The 14,447-nt window shown below is 62.2% G+C and carries 13 protein-coding genes; 9 read left to right on the top strand and 4 right to left on the bottom strand.

Translation table 11 applies throughout. From position 1 onward, the window contains the following. Window positions 1-420, bottom strand: a complete 420-nt coding sequence (pmcY, locus tag KSS91_RS25255; RefSeq protein ID WP_102673653.1) for a periplasmic Zn2+ metallochaperone PmcY — start codon at window positions 418-420, stop codon at window positions 1-3. A 109-nt stretch (window positions 421-529) separates the two neighbouring features. Between pmcY and hrpB the strand changes: the two genes are divergently transcribed. Then, the gene (hrpB, locus tag KSS91_RS25250) at window positions 530-3,046 is read left to right on the top strand and encodes an ATP-dependent helicase HrpB (RefSeq protein WP_217836444.1); all 2,517 of its coding nucleotides are present in this window, start codon (window positions 530-532) and stop codon (window positions 3,044-3,046) included. A gap of 135 nt (window positions 3,047-3,181) precedes the next feature. On the opposite strand, the gene KSS91_RS25245 is transcribed toward hrpB, so the two are convergent. After that, the gene (locus tag KSS91_RS25245; protein WP_015096950.1) at window positions 3,182-4,102 is read right to left on the bottom strand and encodes a LysR substrate-binding domain-containing protein; all 921 of its coding nucleotides are present in this window, start codon (window positions 4,100-4,102) and stop codon (window positions 3,182-3,184) included. Between the two features lie 226 nt (window positions 4,103-4,328). On the opposite strand from KSS91_RS25245, the gene KSS91_RS25240 reads away from it, so the two are divergent. From KSS91_RS25240 to KSS91_RS25220, 5 genes are all read left to right on the top strand, one after another. Further along, window positions 4,329-5,819 (top strand): aldehyde dehydrogenase, encoded by a 1,491-nt coding sequence (locus tag KSS91_RS25240; protein WP_217836443.1) that lies wholly within the window; start codon window positions 4,329-4,331, stop codon window positions 5,817-5,819. A 21-nt stretch (window positions 5,820-5,840) separates the two neighbouring features. Continuing rightward, window positions 5,841-7,211: an aspartate aminotransferase family protein gene (locus tag KSS91_RS25235; RefSeq protein WP_217836442.1), complete on the top strand. Its 1,371-nt coding sequence runs from the start codon at window positions 5,841-5,843 to the stop codon at window positions 7,209-7,211. Window positions 7,212-7,586: 375 nt separating this feature from the next. Beyond that, window positions 7,587-8,573 carry an ABC transporter substrate-binding protein gene (locus tag KSS91_RS25230; RefSeq protein WP_217836441.1) on the top strand — a complete coding sequence of 329 codons (987 nt, stop codon included), beginning with the start codon at window positions 7,587-7,589 and terminating at the stop codon, window positions 8,571-8,573. 8 nt (window positions 8,574-8,581) lie between these two features. Further along, window positions 8,582-9,385 carry an ABC transporter permease gene (locus tag KSS91_RS25225; RefSeq protein ID WP_007975817.1) on the top strand — a complete coding sequence of 268 codons (804 nt, stop codon included), beginning with the start codon at window positions 8,582-8,584 and terminating at the stop codon, window positions 9,383-9,385. After that, complete coding sequence (locus KSS91_RS25220) at window positions 9,373-10,206, top strand: ABC transporter ATP-binding protein (RefSeq protein ID WP_007975815.1); 834 nt, start codon at window positions 9,373-9,375, stop codon at window positions 10,204-10,206. Before KSS91_RS25225 ends, KSS91_RS25220 begins: the two co-directional genes overlap by 13 nt. 135 nt (window positions 10,207-10,341) lie before the next feature. Here KSS91_RS25220 and KSS91_RS25215 read toward each other — a convergent pair whose 3' ends face one another. Both KSS91_RS25215 and KSS91_RS25210 read right to left on the bottom strand, forming a co-directional pair. Further along, the gene (locus KSS91_RS25215; protein ID WP_217836440.1) at window positions 10,342-11,421 is read right to left on the bottom strand and encodes an endonuclease/exonuclease/phosphatase family protein; all 1,080 of its coding nucleotides are present in this window, start codon (window positions 11,419-11,421) and stop codon (window positions 10,342-10,344) included. A 66-nt stretch (window positions 11,422-11,487) separates the two neighbouring features. Further along, on the bottom strand, window positions 11,488-12,162 hold the full coding sequence (locus tag KSS91_RS25210) for a YciC family protein (RefSeq protein WP_217836439.1): 675 nt from the start codon (window positions 12,160-12,162) through the stop codon (window positions 11,488-11,490). 177 nt (window positions 12,163-12,339) lie between these two features. Here KSS91_RS25210 and KSS91_RS25205 point away from each other — a divergent pair, with 177 nt between their 5' ends. The 3 genes from KSS91_RS25205 to KSS91_RS25195 all read left to right on the top strand — a co-directional run bounded on the left by KSS91_RS25205 (window position 12,340) and on the right by KSS91_RS25195 (window position 14,346). Further along, on the top strand, window positions 12,340-13,116 hold the full coding sequence (locus tag KSS91_RS25205) for a DUF2076 domain-containing protein (RefSeq protein WP_217836438.1): 777 nt from the start codon (window positions 12,340-12,342) through the stop codon (window positions 13,114-13,116). Between the two features lie 122 nt (window positions 13,117-13,238). Next, the gene (locus KSS91_RS25200; RefSeq protein ID WP_015096943.1) at window positions 13,239-13,718 is read left to right on the top strand and encodes a LabA-like NYN domain-containing protein; all 480 of its coding nucleotides are present in this window, start codon (window positions 13,239-13,241) and stop codon (window positions 13,716-13,718) included. A gap of 22 nt (window positions 13,719-13,740) precedes the next feature. Next, the gene (locus KSS91_RS25195) at window positions 13,741-14,346 is read left to right on the top strand and encodes a 3'-5' exonuclease (protein ID WP_217836437.1); all 606 of its coding nucleotides are present in this window, start codon (window positions 13,741-13,743) and stop codon (window positions 14,344-14,346) included. Window positions 14,347-14,447: the final 101 nt, after the last annotated feature.

Here is a 14,447-nt window from a genome sequence, read left to right as displayed (position 1 = left end):
TTACGCGGCCGGTTGCAGGCCGAACATCGCCAGTTGCTGGGTGCTGCCTTTGCTCTGGATCAGGCGTGGATCGTCCAGCGGGAAGCTGCGGCCCAGCTCGCTTTCCAGAATAGTCTGCAACTTGCGGTTATCGACCTGACCGTCGGGGCCGATGGCATCCTTGAGTTTTTGCGGATCGACCTGGGCGGTCTTGCCCGGTTCGAAATAAATCGCACCGGTGGCGAAGTCCACGGCAAACGCGATCAGGCCGGGGATGATGTAGAACAGCAGGCCCACGGCATCGAGTGCGGCGATGGCCGGGTCGATCTTGCCTTCGATCTGGCCACGGCGGTCGGGGTAGAAAATCGACCCGCAGGCGGTCACTTGAGTCAGCAAGGTTGCGACCAGAACACCGCCAATCAGGCGAAAGGGAGCACGCATATGAAATCTCCTGGGTAATCTCGAAACGAAACGTCGTCGGTATGAATTAGGACCGTGATTAACGCCACGCAGTTCGCCGTTATACTCGCGGCTCTGTTTGGGAGCCAGCATGATTTCTTTGCCGATCGATGAAGTTTTACCCGCCCTGCGTGAAGCCCTCGCTACACGCCACGAAGCCGTGCTCGAAGCTCCGCCCGGCGCCGGTAAAACCACCCGCGTGCCTTTGGCCCTGCTCAACGAGCCGTGGCTGGCCGGGCAGACCATCCTGATGCTCGAACCCCGTCGGTTGGCCGCACGCGCAGCGGCGGAACGGTTGGCCAGTGAGCTGGGGGAAAAGGTCGGCGAAACCGTGGGCTATCGCATTCGCCTCGACAGCAAGGTCGGCCCCAATACCCGAATCGAAGTGGTCACCGAAGGCATCCTCACCCGGCGCCTGCAGGATGATCCGGCGCTGGAAGGCGTGGGCCTGCTGATTTTCGACGAGTTTCACGAGCGCAGCCTCGACGCTGACCTGGCCTTGGCCCTGAGCCTCAATGGCCGCGAACTGTTCCGTGACGATCAGCCGCTGAAAATCCTCTTGATGTCCGCCACGCTTGAAGGCGAACGCCTGGCCGGGTTGCTCGACGACGCGCCGATCCTGCGCAGCGAAGGGCGCATGTACCCGGTGGCGATGCGCTGGGGCCGGCCGTTCCAGGCCGGTGAATTTATCGAGCCGCGCCTGGTGCAGACCATCCTCGAAGCCTTGAACGACGAGACCGGCAGCGTGCTGGTGTTCCTGCCGGGGCAAGCGGAGATCCGCCGCGTGCATCAGCAATTGGCCGATGCCTTGGGTGACAACCCACAGGTTCTGCTGTGTCCGTTGCACGGTGAACTGGACCTGACGGCGCAACGGGCGGCGATCGATCCGGCGCCGCCGGGCAAGCGCAAAGTGGTGCTGGCCACCAACATCGCTGAAACCAGTTTGACCATCGACGGCGTGCGCGTGGTGATCGATGCCGGGCTGGCGCGGGTGCCGCGTTTCGACCCGGGCAGCGGCATGACCCGTCTCGACACCCAGCGCATTTCCAAGGCCAGTGCGACCCAGCGCGCGGGCCGGGCCGGGCGTCTGGAACCCGGTGTTTGTTATCGCCTGTGGTCCCAGGATCAGCACGAGCAGCTGGCGGCTTATGGCAGCGCGGAAATCCTCTCGGCGGACCTTGCCGGGCTGGCCTTGCAGCTGGGTCGTTGGGGTGTGATGCCCGGGCAACTGGTGTGGCTCGACGTTCCACCTGCAGCGGCTTATGCACAGGCTCAGGACTTGCTGGAACGCCTGGGCGCACTGGACGGCGAAGCGCTGACCCGTCACGGCCAGGCCATGGCCGAACTGCCGGCCCATCCGCGTATCGCGCATTTGCTGTTGCGCGGCCAGGCACTGGGTCTGGCGGAGATGGCTTGCGACGTCGCCGCACTGCTCGGCGAGCGCGATATCTTGCGCGGCGCCGGGGCGGACTTGCACAGCCGACTGGTATTGCTGTCTGGCGAAGAACGCGCCGCACGTGGCGCGCAGGGTGGCGTGCAACGCGCACGGCAACTGGCGCGGCAGTATCGTGGTTACTTGCGCGGCAAAGCCTCGGAGCCGGTCAGCGATCCGGATCACCCGCGTTGGCTCGGTGCGTTGCTGGCGCTGGCCTATCCCGACCGCGTCGCCCAACAACGGCGCGCCGGTGGTGCGGAATATCGCCTGGCCAACGGTCGTGCCGCGCTGTTCGCCGAGGCCGACAGCCTGATGAAGCAACCGTGGCTGGTGATCGCCGATCTGGGCAGTCGCCAGGGGCAACGCGAAGAGCGGATTTATCTGGCGACGGATTTCGATCCGGCGCTGTTCGACTCAGTGCTGGCCGAGCAGGTGCGTTGCGTCGATCAACTGGATTGGGATGAGCGCGAAGGTGTGCTGCGGGCCGAGCGTCAGCGCAAGGTTGGCGAATTGATCCTCAGCCGTGAACCGCTCACCGGCCTCGACGAAAGCGCCCGCAGCCAGGCACTGGTGAATCTGGTGCGGCGCAAAGGCCTGGAGCTGTTGCCATGGACCCCGGAGCTGCGTCAGTGGCAGGCACGAGTGGCGTTGTTGCGGCAACTGGACCTCGCCGGCAAGGGCGAGAGCGAATGGCCGGATGTCAGCGATGCAGCATTGCTCAAAGGCCTGGAACACTGGCTGATGCCGTATCTGGGTAAAGTGTCGCGTCTCAGTCACTTCGCCAATCTGGACCTGTCGAGCATCGTCCACAACCTGCTGCCGTGGCCGCTGCCGCAGCGGCTGGACGAGTTGGCGCCGCATCATTTGAGCGTGCCATCGGGCTCGTCGATTCGCCTGGACTACAGCGAACAGCCGCCGATTCTGGCGGTGCGTCTGCAGGAGTTGTTCGGCCTGGCCGAAACCCCGCGTATCGCCGGAGGGCGGCAAGTGGTCAAGCTGCACCTGTTGTCCCCGGCGCGGCGGCCGGTGCAGGTCACGCAGGACCTGGCGAACTTCTGGCGCAGCACCTACGCCGAAGTGAAGAAGGATTTGAAGGGGCGTTATCCGAAGCATTACTGGCCGGATGATCCGCTGGTGGCCGAAGCGACTGCGCGGATCAAGCCGCGTAAATAATCATTTGGATGCGAACTCTGTGGCGAGGGGGCTTGCCTGTGGCGAGGGGGCTTGCCCCCGTTGGGTCGCGCAGCGGCCCCAGCTCCAGGGCCTGCTACGCAGTCCAACGGGGGCAAGCCCCCTCGCCACAGGGGATCAGTCTGATCGTTCGGACTTGGCGGTCAGTTGCTCGCGGCAATAGTCGGCAAACAACTGCGCCGGCTTGGTCAGTTGCCCGCGCTTGAGCCAGGCCGCCACCAGCCCGGAGCCGGTGACGTCTTCGGCGATGTCCACGCACACCACTTTCTGCCCGTCGTAGGTGCACTCCGAATGCGGCTTGGTCACCAGGATCGAGAAACCAAAGCCTTGTCCGACCATGCCGCGCACCATCTCGATCGATGGCGAGCTGAAGGCAATGCGCGGGGTCAGGTCCAGCTCTTCGAACAGGCTGACGAAATAGGTCCGGCTCGGCTGCACGTCCAAAAGAATCATCGGCTCCAGGTACAGGTCGCGCAGTGAGACTTGTGCCTGCTGGGCAAAACGGTGATCGGCCGGCAGCAGCGCGTAAGGCCGTTGCGCCGGCATCAAGGGTTCGGTTGCGATGGTGCCGTCGAGATCGTGCTCATAGAGGATCGCCAGGTCGAAGGCGCCGGAGGTCAGGCCCTGCACCAGTTCCTGCTGCTCGCCGTCGCGGATGCGGATTTCCACTCCCGGGTACAACGCCGAAAACCCGGCGATCAATTGCGGCAGGTACAGCGGCGCGACGGTTTCGAAGCAGCCGATATCGATCTGCCCGGACACCACATCGTTGTCGGCCAGGGCATTCTGCTCGAACTCCTTGGCCATGCGCAGCAGTTCCTGGGCCTTGCGGTAGAAGCGTGCACCGCTGGGCGTCAATGACACGCCCTGTGCATGGTGACGAATCAGCAATTGCACACCGAAGCTGTCTTCCAGCCCTTTGATGGCCGTGGAGATCGACGGCTGGGCGATGTACAGCTTGCGCGAGGCCTCGGCGACGCTGCCGCACTCGACGGTGGTGATGAAGTATTTCAGTTGACGCAGATTGTAGGCAGCCACAGCAAACCTCGGGGGAGAACGAATCAGGCATCCAGGCAATTTGCGCGCCACCCCTATCCGCTCGGGTAGCGATTTGTTGTGGTTGAACAATAACCACATGCTGCGCCAGAAGGGAGATTGGCTACGTAGTTTTTTCTTGGCCTGCGAACACATTTTTACTGGTTTTCCACCGCTCGGGCCTGAGCGACTATCCAATACACAAGAATGTCCTCTGGAGCATCCGAACGTGTTCGAGCTTGAGTATTGGCAACGCAAAGCCGCTTCCCTGCGGTTTCCCGACCAGGCCGTGATCGATGGCCAGCGCCGAGCGGCGCAATCGGGGCAGACTTTCGCCGCGATCAACCCCGCCACCGGGCAATGCCTGGCCAATGTCGCGGCCTGTGGCGAGGAAGATGTGAATGCGGCGGTGCGCAATGCGCGGCAAGTGTTTGAAGCCGGCACCTGGTCGGCACGTTCGCCGACCGAACGTAAACAAGTGCTATTGCGCCTGGCCGACTTGATCCTCGAAAACCGTGAAGAACTGGCGCTGCTCGATTCGCTGAACATGGGCAAGCCCGTCACGGACGCCTACAACATCGATGTGCCGGGTGCCGCCGGGGTGTTGCGCTGGTACGCGGAGAGCCTCGACAAACTCTACGATCAGGTCGCACCGAGTGCGCAGAACGTGCTGGCGACCATCACCCGCGAAGCCCTCGGCGTGGTGGCTGCCGTGGTGCCGTGGAATTTTCCGCTGGACATGGCCGCGTGGAAACTCGCCCCGGCCCTGGCCGCGGGTAACTCGGTGATTCTCAAACCGGCCGAGCAGTCGCCGTTTTCGGCCTTGCGTCTGGCGGAGCTGGCGCTTGAGGCCGGTGTGCCTGCGGGTGTGTTGAACGTGCTGCCGGGTTTGGGCGAGCAGACCGGCAAAGCCCTTGGCCTGCACCCGGACGTCGATTGCCTGGTGTTCACCGGCTCCACTGAGGTCGGCAAATATTTCATGCAGTACTCGGCCCAGTCGAACCTGAAACAGGTGTGGCTGGAGTGCGGCGGCAAGAGCGCCAACCTGGTATTCGCCGATTGTCAGGATCTGGACTTGGCCGCCGAAAAAGCAGCGTTCGGCATCTTTTTCAATCAGGGCGAAGTCTGCTCGGCCAACTCGCGATTGCTGGTGCAGCGCTCGATTCATGACGAGTTCGTCGAACGTCTCAAGGCCCAGGCCGAACGCTGGTTGCCGGGCGATCCGCTGGATCCGTCGAGCGCTGCCGGTGCCATCGTCGACAGCCGTCAGACCGCGCGCATCATGAAGTTCATCCAGCAGGCCGAGCAGCAAGGTGCGACCAGGATCTGTGGTGGTCGGCAGTCGATCTTCAACGGCTCCGACAACTTCATCCAGCCGACGATCTTTACCGGCGTGACGCCGGACATGCCGCTGTTTCGCGACGAAGTATTCGGCCCGGTTCTGGCGGTCACGGCGTTTGATGACGAGGCCCATGCGTTGCACTTGGCCAACGACAGCGTCTACGGTCTGGCGGCTTCGCTGTGGACCGACGACCTCAACCGCGCCCACCGCGTGGCGCGACAATTGCGAGCGGGCACGGTGTCGGTCAACAGCGTCGATGCACTGGACGTGACCGTACCTTTTGGCGGCGGCAAGCAGTCCGGTTTCGGCCGCGACCTGTCCCTGCATTCATTCGATAAATACACCCAGTTGAAGACCACCTGGTTTCAATTGCGCTGATAACAAAACGGAGAACTGGCGATGACCACACCACGTGAAACCCGCGACTACCAGGCCGCCGACGCTGCGCACCACATCCATGCGTTCGTCGATCAGAAAGCCCTCAACGAGGAGGGGCCACGGGTGATGGTCCGTGGCGAGCGCCTGCACCTGTGGGACAACGATGGCCGCCGTTACCTCGATGGCATGTCCGGGCTGTGGTGCACCAACCTCGGTTACGGGCGCAAGGACCTGGCGGCCGCGGCGAGCCAGCAACTGGAACAGCTGCCGTACTACAACATGTTTTTCCACACCACCCACCCGCAGGTGATCGAGCTGTCCGAGCTGCTGTTCAGCCTGCTGCCGGGTCACTACAGCCACGCGATCTACACCAACTCCGGCTCCGAGGCCAACGAGGTGTTGATCCGCACGGTACGGCGTTACTGGCAGGTGCTCGGCAAGCCCGAGAAGAAGATCATGATCGGCCGCTGGAACGGTTACCACGGTTCGACCCTGGCCGCGACGGCGCTGGGCGGCATGAAATTCATGCACGAAATGGGCGGCATGATTCCGGACATCGAGCACATCGACGAGCCGTACTTCTTCGCCCACGAAGGCAACCTGACGCCGGCTGAATTCGGTCTGCGTGCGGCCCGGCAACTGGAAGCGAAAATTCTCGAACTGGGTGCGGACAAGGTCGCAGGCTTCATTGCCGAACCCTTCCAGGGTGCCGGCGGGATGATCTTCCCGCCGGAAAGCTACTGGCCGGAAATCCAGCGCATCTGCCGCAAGTACGATGTGCTGCTATGCGCCGATGAGGTTATCGGCGGCTTCGGGCGTACCGGCGAATGGTTCGCCCACGAGTACTTCGGTTTCGAGCCGGACACCCTGTCCATCGCCAAGGGCCTGACCTCGGGTTACATCCCCATGGGCGGCCTGATCCTGTCGAAGAAAATGGCCTCGGTGCTGGTGGAGCAGGGCGGCGTGTTTGCCCACGGCCTGACCTATTCCGGGCACCCGGTGGCGGCGGCGGTGGCGATTGCCAACCTCAAGGCCCTGCGCGATGAAGGCGTGGTGACGCGGGTCAAGGACGACATCGGCCCGTACCTTCAACAGTGCCTGCGCGAAGTGTTCGGCAAGCACCCGTTGGTGGGCGATATCCAGGGCACCGGCATGGTCGCGGCGCTGCAACTGGCTGAGGACAAATCCACGCGCAAGCGCTTCGCCAATGAGAACGACATCGCCTGGCGCTGCCGTACGATTGGCTTTGAGGAGGGGGTGATCATTCGCTCGACTTTAGGCCGGATGATCATGGCGCCGGCGTTGATTGCCAGCCGTGAAGAGATTGACGAACTGATCGCCAAGACCTTGAAGGCGGTGGATCGTACGGCGCAGGAATACGGCCGGCTCTGATCGTGTAGCGTTCTCTCGGACCTCTTCGCGAGCAAGCCCGCTCCCACATTGGACTTGTGTCTGACACGGATCCCCTGTGGGAGCGGGCTTGCTCGCGAATGCTATGGCCCATTCAACATAATTCCAGCACCTTGCACCGACCTCGGGCATCCCCGCCCACAGCGCCCTTTAGCAGTGCGCGCTAGCGAGTTTTTTCATCGTTCGCATCCACAAATTTCCTCATTTTCCTAATCCCGCCCTTGGGCCAACATCGATCTCGCCAGCCCGCCGAATGCTGCCCGCCGAAGGGTCCCTCAGAGACCACAGGTTGCAGCCGATTCAGGGCTCGCCGTACTGCCCATGACAAAACTAAATCAACAGCTTTGGGAGTGCTCCATGATCAAGTCCTTGCTTACCCGTGTTGTCCATCCACTGGCGGTCACCGCCATCGCCGCGACGGTCGCCACCAGCGCCCAGGCCGGCACCCTGTCCATCGGCCACACCACCTGGGTCGGCTACGGCACCCTGTACCTGGCCCGGGACCTGGGCTACTTCAAGGAAAACGGTTTGACCGTCGAGTTGCCGGTGGTCGAAGAGGCGGCGATGTACATGGCCGCACAAGCGTCTGGCGAGTTGTCCGGCTCGGCGTCGACCATCGACGAGGTGCTCAAGTACCGTCCGCAATTCTGCTTCAAGGCCGTGGCCGCACTGGACGACAGCCATGGTGGCGACGGCGTGCTGGTAGGCAAGGACGTCAAGAGCCTACAAGAGCTCAAGGGCCAGGCCGTGGCGGTCAACGAAGGGTCGACCTCGCAGTTCTGGTTGTCGTACCTGCTGAAAAAGAACGGTATGAAAATGAGCGACATCACCGTGCAGAACATGACGGCTGACGATGCCGCCACCGCGTTCATCGCCGGTCGCGTACCCGCTGCCGTGACCTGGGAGCCGCACCTGTCGATGGTGCGCGACAAGAAGCAGGGCAAGGTGCTGATCGACAGCAGCAGCACACCGGGGGTGATCGTCGACGTGGTGGCACTGAACTGCTCCGTCATCGAAAAACAGCCGGAAGACGTCAAGGCACTGGTAGCCGGTTTGTACAAGGCCGTGCAGTACACCAAGGATCATCCGCAGGAAGCCTACAAAATCATGGCCAAGGGTGTCGGCGGCTACCTGGCCGATCCGAAGGAAATGGAAGCGGCCGCCCAGGGCGTGCGCTTCTACGATCAGGCCATGAGCGAAAAACTGCTGGGTTCGCCGGGCAAGCCGGGTGACAGCGCACCGCTGATCAAACTGGCCAACGAGACCGCCAGCGAGCTGCAAGGCAAGCCCTACAACGTCAGCAATGACGACCTGATCGACAACCGTTTCGTCACCCCGCTCTAGGAGGCTGCATGTTCAAGCGCAATTCGTGGCTGAGCCGCTGCATCACGCCCAAGACCGGGTTGCCGGTCTCGGTGATCTGGAGCGCGAGTGGCCTGGCCTGGGTGCTGTTGGTCGGCCTGTGGGCCGGGTTGTCCTACGGCGGTGTGGTGCCGGGTATGTTCCTGCCGACGCCGGGCGCGGTGGTCGAGGCCGCTGTGCGCCTGGGTCGCGACGGCACCCTCGGCCAGCATGTGTGGGCCAGCGTCGAAGTGGTGATGGTCGGTTTCATCGTGTCGTCCCTGGTGGCGGTGCCGCTGGGGCTGTTGATGGGCAGCTTCCGCATCGTCCAGGCGTTCCTGGAGCCGATGGTCAACTTCATTCGCTACCTGCCGGTGACGTCGTTCGTACCGCTGTTCATCCTGTGGATCGGCATCGGTCTGGAGCAGCGGGTCTCGGTGATCATTTTCGGCGTGTTCTTCCAGCAACTGGTGATGATCGCGGACGTGTCCAAAGGCATCTCCAAGGACCTGATCAACGCCTCCTATACCCTCGGTTCGAACCGTCGTGACGCGGTGCTGCATGTGATCGCCCCGGCTTCCTTGCCAGGCGTGCTCGACACCCTGCGGGTGACCATGGGCTGGGCCTGGACTTACCTGGTGGTGGCTGAACTGGTCGCCGCTTCCAGTGGCCTGGGTTACCTGAGCCTCAAGGCCATGCGCGGCTTCCAGGTGGATGTGATTTTCCTCGCCATCGCGATCATCGGCCTGCTGGGCCTGGTCACCGATCAACTGTTCCGTTTCCTACGTCTGAGGATTACCGCATGGGCTCAGTAACCGCCGCCACTCATCGTTTTGTCGCCCCTCAGGCTGCCCCGGTGAACGCGCCTCGGCTGCAAGTGGACAAGGTCAGCCTGCGTTACAAGAAGCCGGATGGCGGAACCTTTACCGCGTTGGAAGAAGTGTCGTTTGAGGTGCCGGACCAGCAATTTGCCGTACTGGTAGGGCCGTCGGGTTGCGGCAAATCGAGTCTGCTGTACCTCACCGCCGGCCTGGCCGAACCAACGTCGGGGGAGATCTACGTCGGTGGCCAACAGGTGGAAGGCCCCGGCGCGGATCGCGGCATGGTGTTCCAGAGCTACACGCTGTTCCCGTGGCTGACCGTGCGGCAGAACGTCGAGTTCGGCCTCAAGCGGCGCGGCATGCCGGCGGCGCAGCGCAAGGATATTGTCGACTACTACGTCAATGAAGTGGGCCTGAGCGGCTTTGCCGACAACTATGCCAAGCAGTTGTCCGGCGGGATGATGCAACGCGTCGCCATTGCCCGCGCGCTGGCCAACGACCCGCAGATCCTGCTGATGGACGAACCCTTTGGCGCCCTCGACAGCCAGACGCGCCTGCAAATGCAGCAGTTGTTGCTGCGGGTGTGGGGCAACAGCAAGAAGACCGTGTTGTTCGTGACCCATGACATCGACGAGGCGATTCTGCTCGGCGACCGGGTCTACGTCATGGGCGCAAGGCCAGGGCGGATCAAGCAGATCCTCGATGTGCCGATCGAACGTCCGCGCAACCTGGACATGGTCATGGAGCGCTCATTCATCGAGATGAAGCGCGAGATCTTCGGGCTGCTGCATGATGATCTGGAGGAGGTGCATTAAGCCTGATTCCAGCACATGCATGACCCCTGTGGGAGCGAGCCTGCTCGCGATGGCGTAGTGTCAGTCAATATTGATCTGTCTGACACACCGCAATCGCGAGCAGGCTCGCTCCCACAGGTTTTGCATCTGGAGGGGCTAGGGTGTTGCGGGCAACAGGAACCGTGCAATCACCGGCAGGTGATCGGAGATGCGCAACGTATCGTCCTGCCGCACCGTCGCCTCCACCCGTTTGATCCGCGGACTGTAGAACAGGTAGTCGACGGTCCGGTCCGGGCCGTTCAGCCCGGGGTCGTTCGGGTAGTGGGTCAGCCAGCGCTCGCGGTCGATCCCGCTGGCTTCGTTGTTGGTCGGGATCATCGGGTACTTGTCCCACAGCAGGTGCAACGGGCTGTCGGCAGAGTAGGGTGCGCGTTGCGCATCGGACAGGCGTCGATACTGACCCAGCGGCAACAGGTTGAAATCCCCGCCGATCAACCACGGTGTGCCACGGCTTTCGAGTTTGTCGAGGGTCCGGGCCACGGCGTTCACCTGGTTTTGCAAGGTGTTGTCGGCTTGGGTCGCACGCTCCAGATGGGTATTGAGCACCGCCATCTGTCCACCGTCACTCAACGGCAAGTAGCTCACCAGCAAGGCGTTTCTGGGTTTGAATTGGCGGCTGAGCGGATTACCCGAGACGACGGGCAGTTGCAGGCGTTGGGCATGTTCGATCCGGTAACGGCTCAGGGTTGCCAGTTGCCGGCCGACGCTGCCGAAGATGTGCAGGTCCGGGACGAAATCAGCCTTCCAGTCGAAGGCGCTGACGCTGCATGGGTACAAATCGGCGAGCCGTTCTTGCAGCAGTTTGAACTGGTGCTGGTAATCGCTGGTCTTGGCGCCGTCGTCCAGCTCCTGCAACAGCACGATGTCCGGTTGTTCGTCGCGAATCACCCGCGCCACTTCGTCGAGGCTGAAGGCCATGTCCTCCGCTGTGGGGCGTTCGTCGGTACCGGCGGCCAGGTCATTCCAGAACACGTAACGCTTGCCGGCCAGGTACTGGACGTTCCAGGTCATCACTTTCAGTGCCTGCCCGGGGACCAGGGTGGGGGCCTGGGCACTGCAACTGACGGGCAACTCTTCTTTGGCGTCGGGGCGCCAGGTCAGGCTGTAGGTCATCACGGCGATCAGGCCGATCACGATCAGCAGGCCCAGCAGGGTGTGGCGCAGTAGACGGGTCATGGCTCAGCTTATTGGCGTTGCAAAATTGTTCCCGAGCATACCCGACAGCGATGGGCGCGCCCAAGGTCAGAGCGAGCTGTCATTGCTCTCAGGCAACGGGTTGATCAGCATGAACAAACGGAACAGCACCACACTGGTAAACAGCTGCAGGAAACTGTGGGCGCTGTCGATCAGCAGCGAGATCAACGGGTTCTGCGGTTCAGGGTACACCGCCAGTGTCGCCCCCTTGAGCAGCCACAGCGGCCCCATCACACACAGAATGCACAGCAGGATGCGCAGGAAGTGACCTTGGGTCATGCGCAGGCTTTCCTTCATGGCCGCCAGCGGCGCCGTGCCGCGCAACACCAGCAGGTATTCGCCAAACGCCAGGGTCACCATCAGGTAAATACCCGGCAGGAAATACAGCGACAGGCCTAGCAGTATCAGCACGGTGTTGAGCGCCGTCAGCAGGGCGAAACGCGGCCACAGGCTCGCCGCCATCGCCAGCAGGTCGCGGTTGCGCGGTGATTCGCCCCGGCTGCGAGCATCGAGAAACAGAATCAGCGCGGCGGTGTACAGCGGGTACACCAGCAAGCCGACAATCACGCTGATGCCGGGGAAACTGTCCGGTTCGGTGGAGTGGTCGACCACTTGTTGCAGCAGCGCCTCAAAAATGACCAGCGGCAGGCACAGCTGCACGATCTGGCCCAGATTGCGCTTGAAGAAATACAGAGAGTCACGCAGCACTTCTAACGGATTCATCGTTGGTATCGCAGGTTGAAAGCAGTGGTCCACTTTAACCGATCAAGTGCCGGGAGACGCAAACGTAAACGTTCAGTAAAGGTCATTGAAACAGTTTGTTTCAGCCTCCATTAAGGTCGGGCACCTTATCCTCATTGGATAAAGGCAACGATTTTCCCGGCAATCTACGAGGTCGCCATGAACAGCGAAGAACAAACCCTGATCGATGGACTGTTTTCCCGGCTGCAACAGGCCGAAACGGACTCAGCCCCGCGCGACGCTCAGGCCGAGGCGCGGATCAAGGAACACCTGACGCGCCAGCCTGCGGCAGGATATTTCATGACCCAGGCGATTCTGGTGCAAGAGGCAGCGATCAAGAGCCTCGATGAGCAGAACCAGCAACTGACCCGGCAAGTCCAGCAATTGCAGGCCGAACTGCAACAGGCCAAGGCCCAGGCGACCCCGGCTCCAGCGTCGAGCGGCGGTGGTTTTTTGTCGAGTATCTTTGGCGGCGCTTCCCGTGATCCACAACCGGCATCGACCCAGAACTCGGTGCCATCGAGCGGTGGCTGGCGTGAGCCGGGGCGCTCGTCGTTCGGTTCGCAAGCGCCACAGCAGAACTTCGGTGCTGCGCAACAGGCATTTCCACAACAGGGCTATGCCCCACAGCAGCAAGCACCGGCAGCGGCCGGCAGCAGTTTCCTCGGTGGAGCGCTGAAAACCGCCGCTGGCGTGGCGGGTGGCGTGATGCTGGCTCAAGGCATCAGCAGCCTGTTTCATCACAATCAGCAACCGGAAGTCGTCGAAGTCATCAAGGAAGAGCCAGCCCAGGTCAACGACCAGGGCACCAATGGCTGGGGCGATGACCAGCGCATGGCCGGCAATGATTCCTGGAGCAACGATCAGGGTGGCTTCAGCGACGCTGACTACAGCGATGATTCGCTCTTCGGCGGCGACGACGATTCCTTCGTCTGACACATCTGTGGCGAGGGCAAGCTCTCTCGCCACATAGCCGATTATTCGCGGAACAATCCTCCGGGCTGGCATACTGGGCGACCTTTCGGGCCAGGTGCCTGAATCAGCCTTGAGGAAAGCCGGTGAAAAAAATCGCAGTGTTCGCCGATGTCCAGAACCTCTACTACACCGTGCGTCAGGCTTATGGTTGCCATTTCAACTATGCCGCGCTGTGGGCTGACATCAGCCAGCAGGGCGAGATCGTCGAAGCCTACGCCTACGCCATCGACCGTGGCGACAGCAAACAGCAGCAGTTCCAGCAGATCCTGCGTAACCTCGGTTTCACCGTGAAGCTCAAGCCCTACATCCAGCGCAGCGATGGTTCGGCCAAGGGTGACTGGGACGTGGGTATCACCCTCGACATCATGGACGCCGCCGACCATGTCGACGAGATCGTGCTGGCTTCCGGCGATGGCGATTTCGACATGCTGCTCGAACGCATCATCAGCAAGCATGGCGTGCAAGCCGTGGCCTACGGCGTGCCGGGCCTGACGGCCAACTCGCTGATCCGCGCCGCCAGCCGCTACGTGCCGATCGAAGGCGCGTTGTTGCTCAAGAATTGATTTTTACGGAGTTGAAACAGGTTTGGAACGCATCGCAGTCATCGACTTTGAAACCACCGGGATCTCCCCGAGCAGCAGCTGCCGGGCCACGGAAATTGCCGTGGTGATCCTTGAACAGGGACGCATCGTCGAGCGTTACCAAAGCCTGATGAACGCCGGCGTGCGCGTCCCGGCTTTCATCGAGCAGCTTACCGGCATCAGCAACGCCATGCTGCGCACCGCGCCGTCGGCGGAGCAGGTGATGAACGAAGTGAATGAGTTCGTCGGCACCACACCCTTGCTCGCGCATAACGCCGCGTTCGACCAGAAGTTCTGGGACTTCGAACTCGGGCGAATCAAACGCACCCGCTTGCAGAACTTTGCCTGTTCGCTGCTCTTGGCCCGCCGCCTGATGCCTGGCGCGCCGAACCACAAACTCGGCACCCTCACCACGTTTGCCAATTTGCCGCACACCGGCAAGGCCCACCGGGCCATGGCCGATGCCGAGATGGCGGCCAACCTGACGGCGCACCTGGAGGAAGAGTTGCTCCACAAGCATGGCCTGCGCGAGCTGTCCCATGACTTGCTGTGCAAATTGCAGAAGGTGCCGGCGGCGAAGGTGGGTGAGCATCTCAAGCGCTATCGCTGATCCCGAACTCACCACAAATCCCCTGTAGGAGCGAGCCTGCTCGCGACGGGGTGTCAGGATTCCCGCGTTATCGTTGGCGACCATCGCGAGCGGGCTCGCTC

The organism is Pseudomonas azerbaijanorientalis (assembly GCF_019139795.1).
In the GTDB taxonomy this organism is placed as follows: domain Bacteria; phylum Pseudomonadota; class Gammaproteobacteria; order Pseudomonadales; family Pseudomonadaceae; genus Aquipseudomonas; species Aquipseudomonas laurylsulfatiphila.
Note: the sequence above shows the minus strand (reverse complement) of the source record. Positions and strands in the feature narration are given on the sequence as shown.

Coding starts and splice junctions, on each gene's coding strand:
- pmcY (WP_102673653.1), bottom strand. CDS start 420: ATGCGTGCTCCCTTTCGCCTGATTGGCGGTGTTCTGGTCGCAACCTTG.
- hrpB (WP_217836444.1), top strand. CDS start 530: ATGATTTCTTTGCCGATCGATGAAGTTTTACCCGCCCTGCGTGAAGCC.
- KSS91_RS25235 (WP_217836442.1), top strand. CDS start 5,841: ATGACCACACCACGTGAAACCCGCGACTACCAGGCCGCCGACGCTGCG.
- KSS91_RS25230 (WP_217836441.1), top strand. CDS start 7,587: ATGATCAAGTCCTTGCTTACCCGTGTTGTCCATCCACTGGCGGTCACC.
- KSS91_RS25225 (WP_007975817.1), top strand. CDS start 8,582: ATGTTCAAGCGCAATTCGTGGCTGAGCCGCTGCATCACGCCCAAGACC.
- KSS91_RS25220 (WP_007975815.1), top strand. CDS start 9,373: ATGGGCTCAGTAACCGCCGCCACTCATCGTTTTGTCGCCCCTCAGGCT.
- KSS91_RS25215 (WP_217836440.1), bottom strand. CDS start 11,421: ATGACCCGTCTACTGCGCCACACCCTGCTGGGCCTGCTGATCGTGATC.
- KSS91_RS25210 (WP_217836439.1), bottom strand. CDS start 12,162: ATGAATCCGTTAGAAGTGCTGCGTGACTCTCTGTATTTCTTCAAGCGC.
- KSS91_RS25205 (WP_217836438.1), top strand. CDS start 12,340: ATGAACAGCGAAGAACAAACCCTGATCGATGGACTGTTTTCCCGGCTG.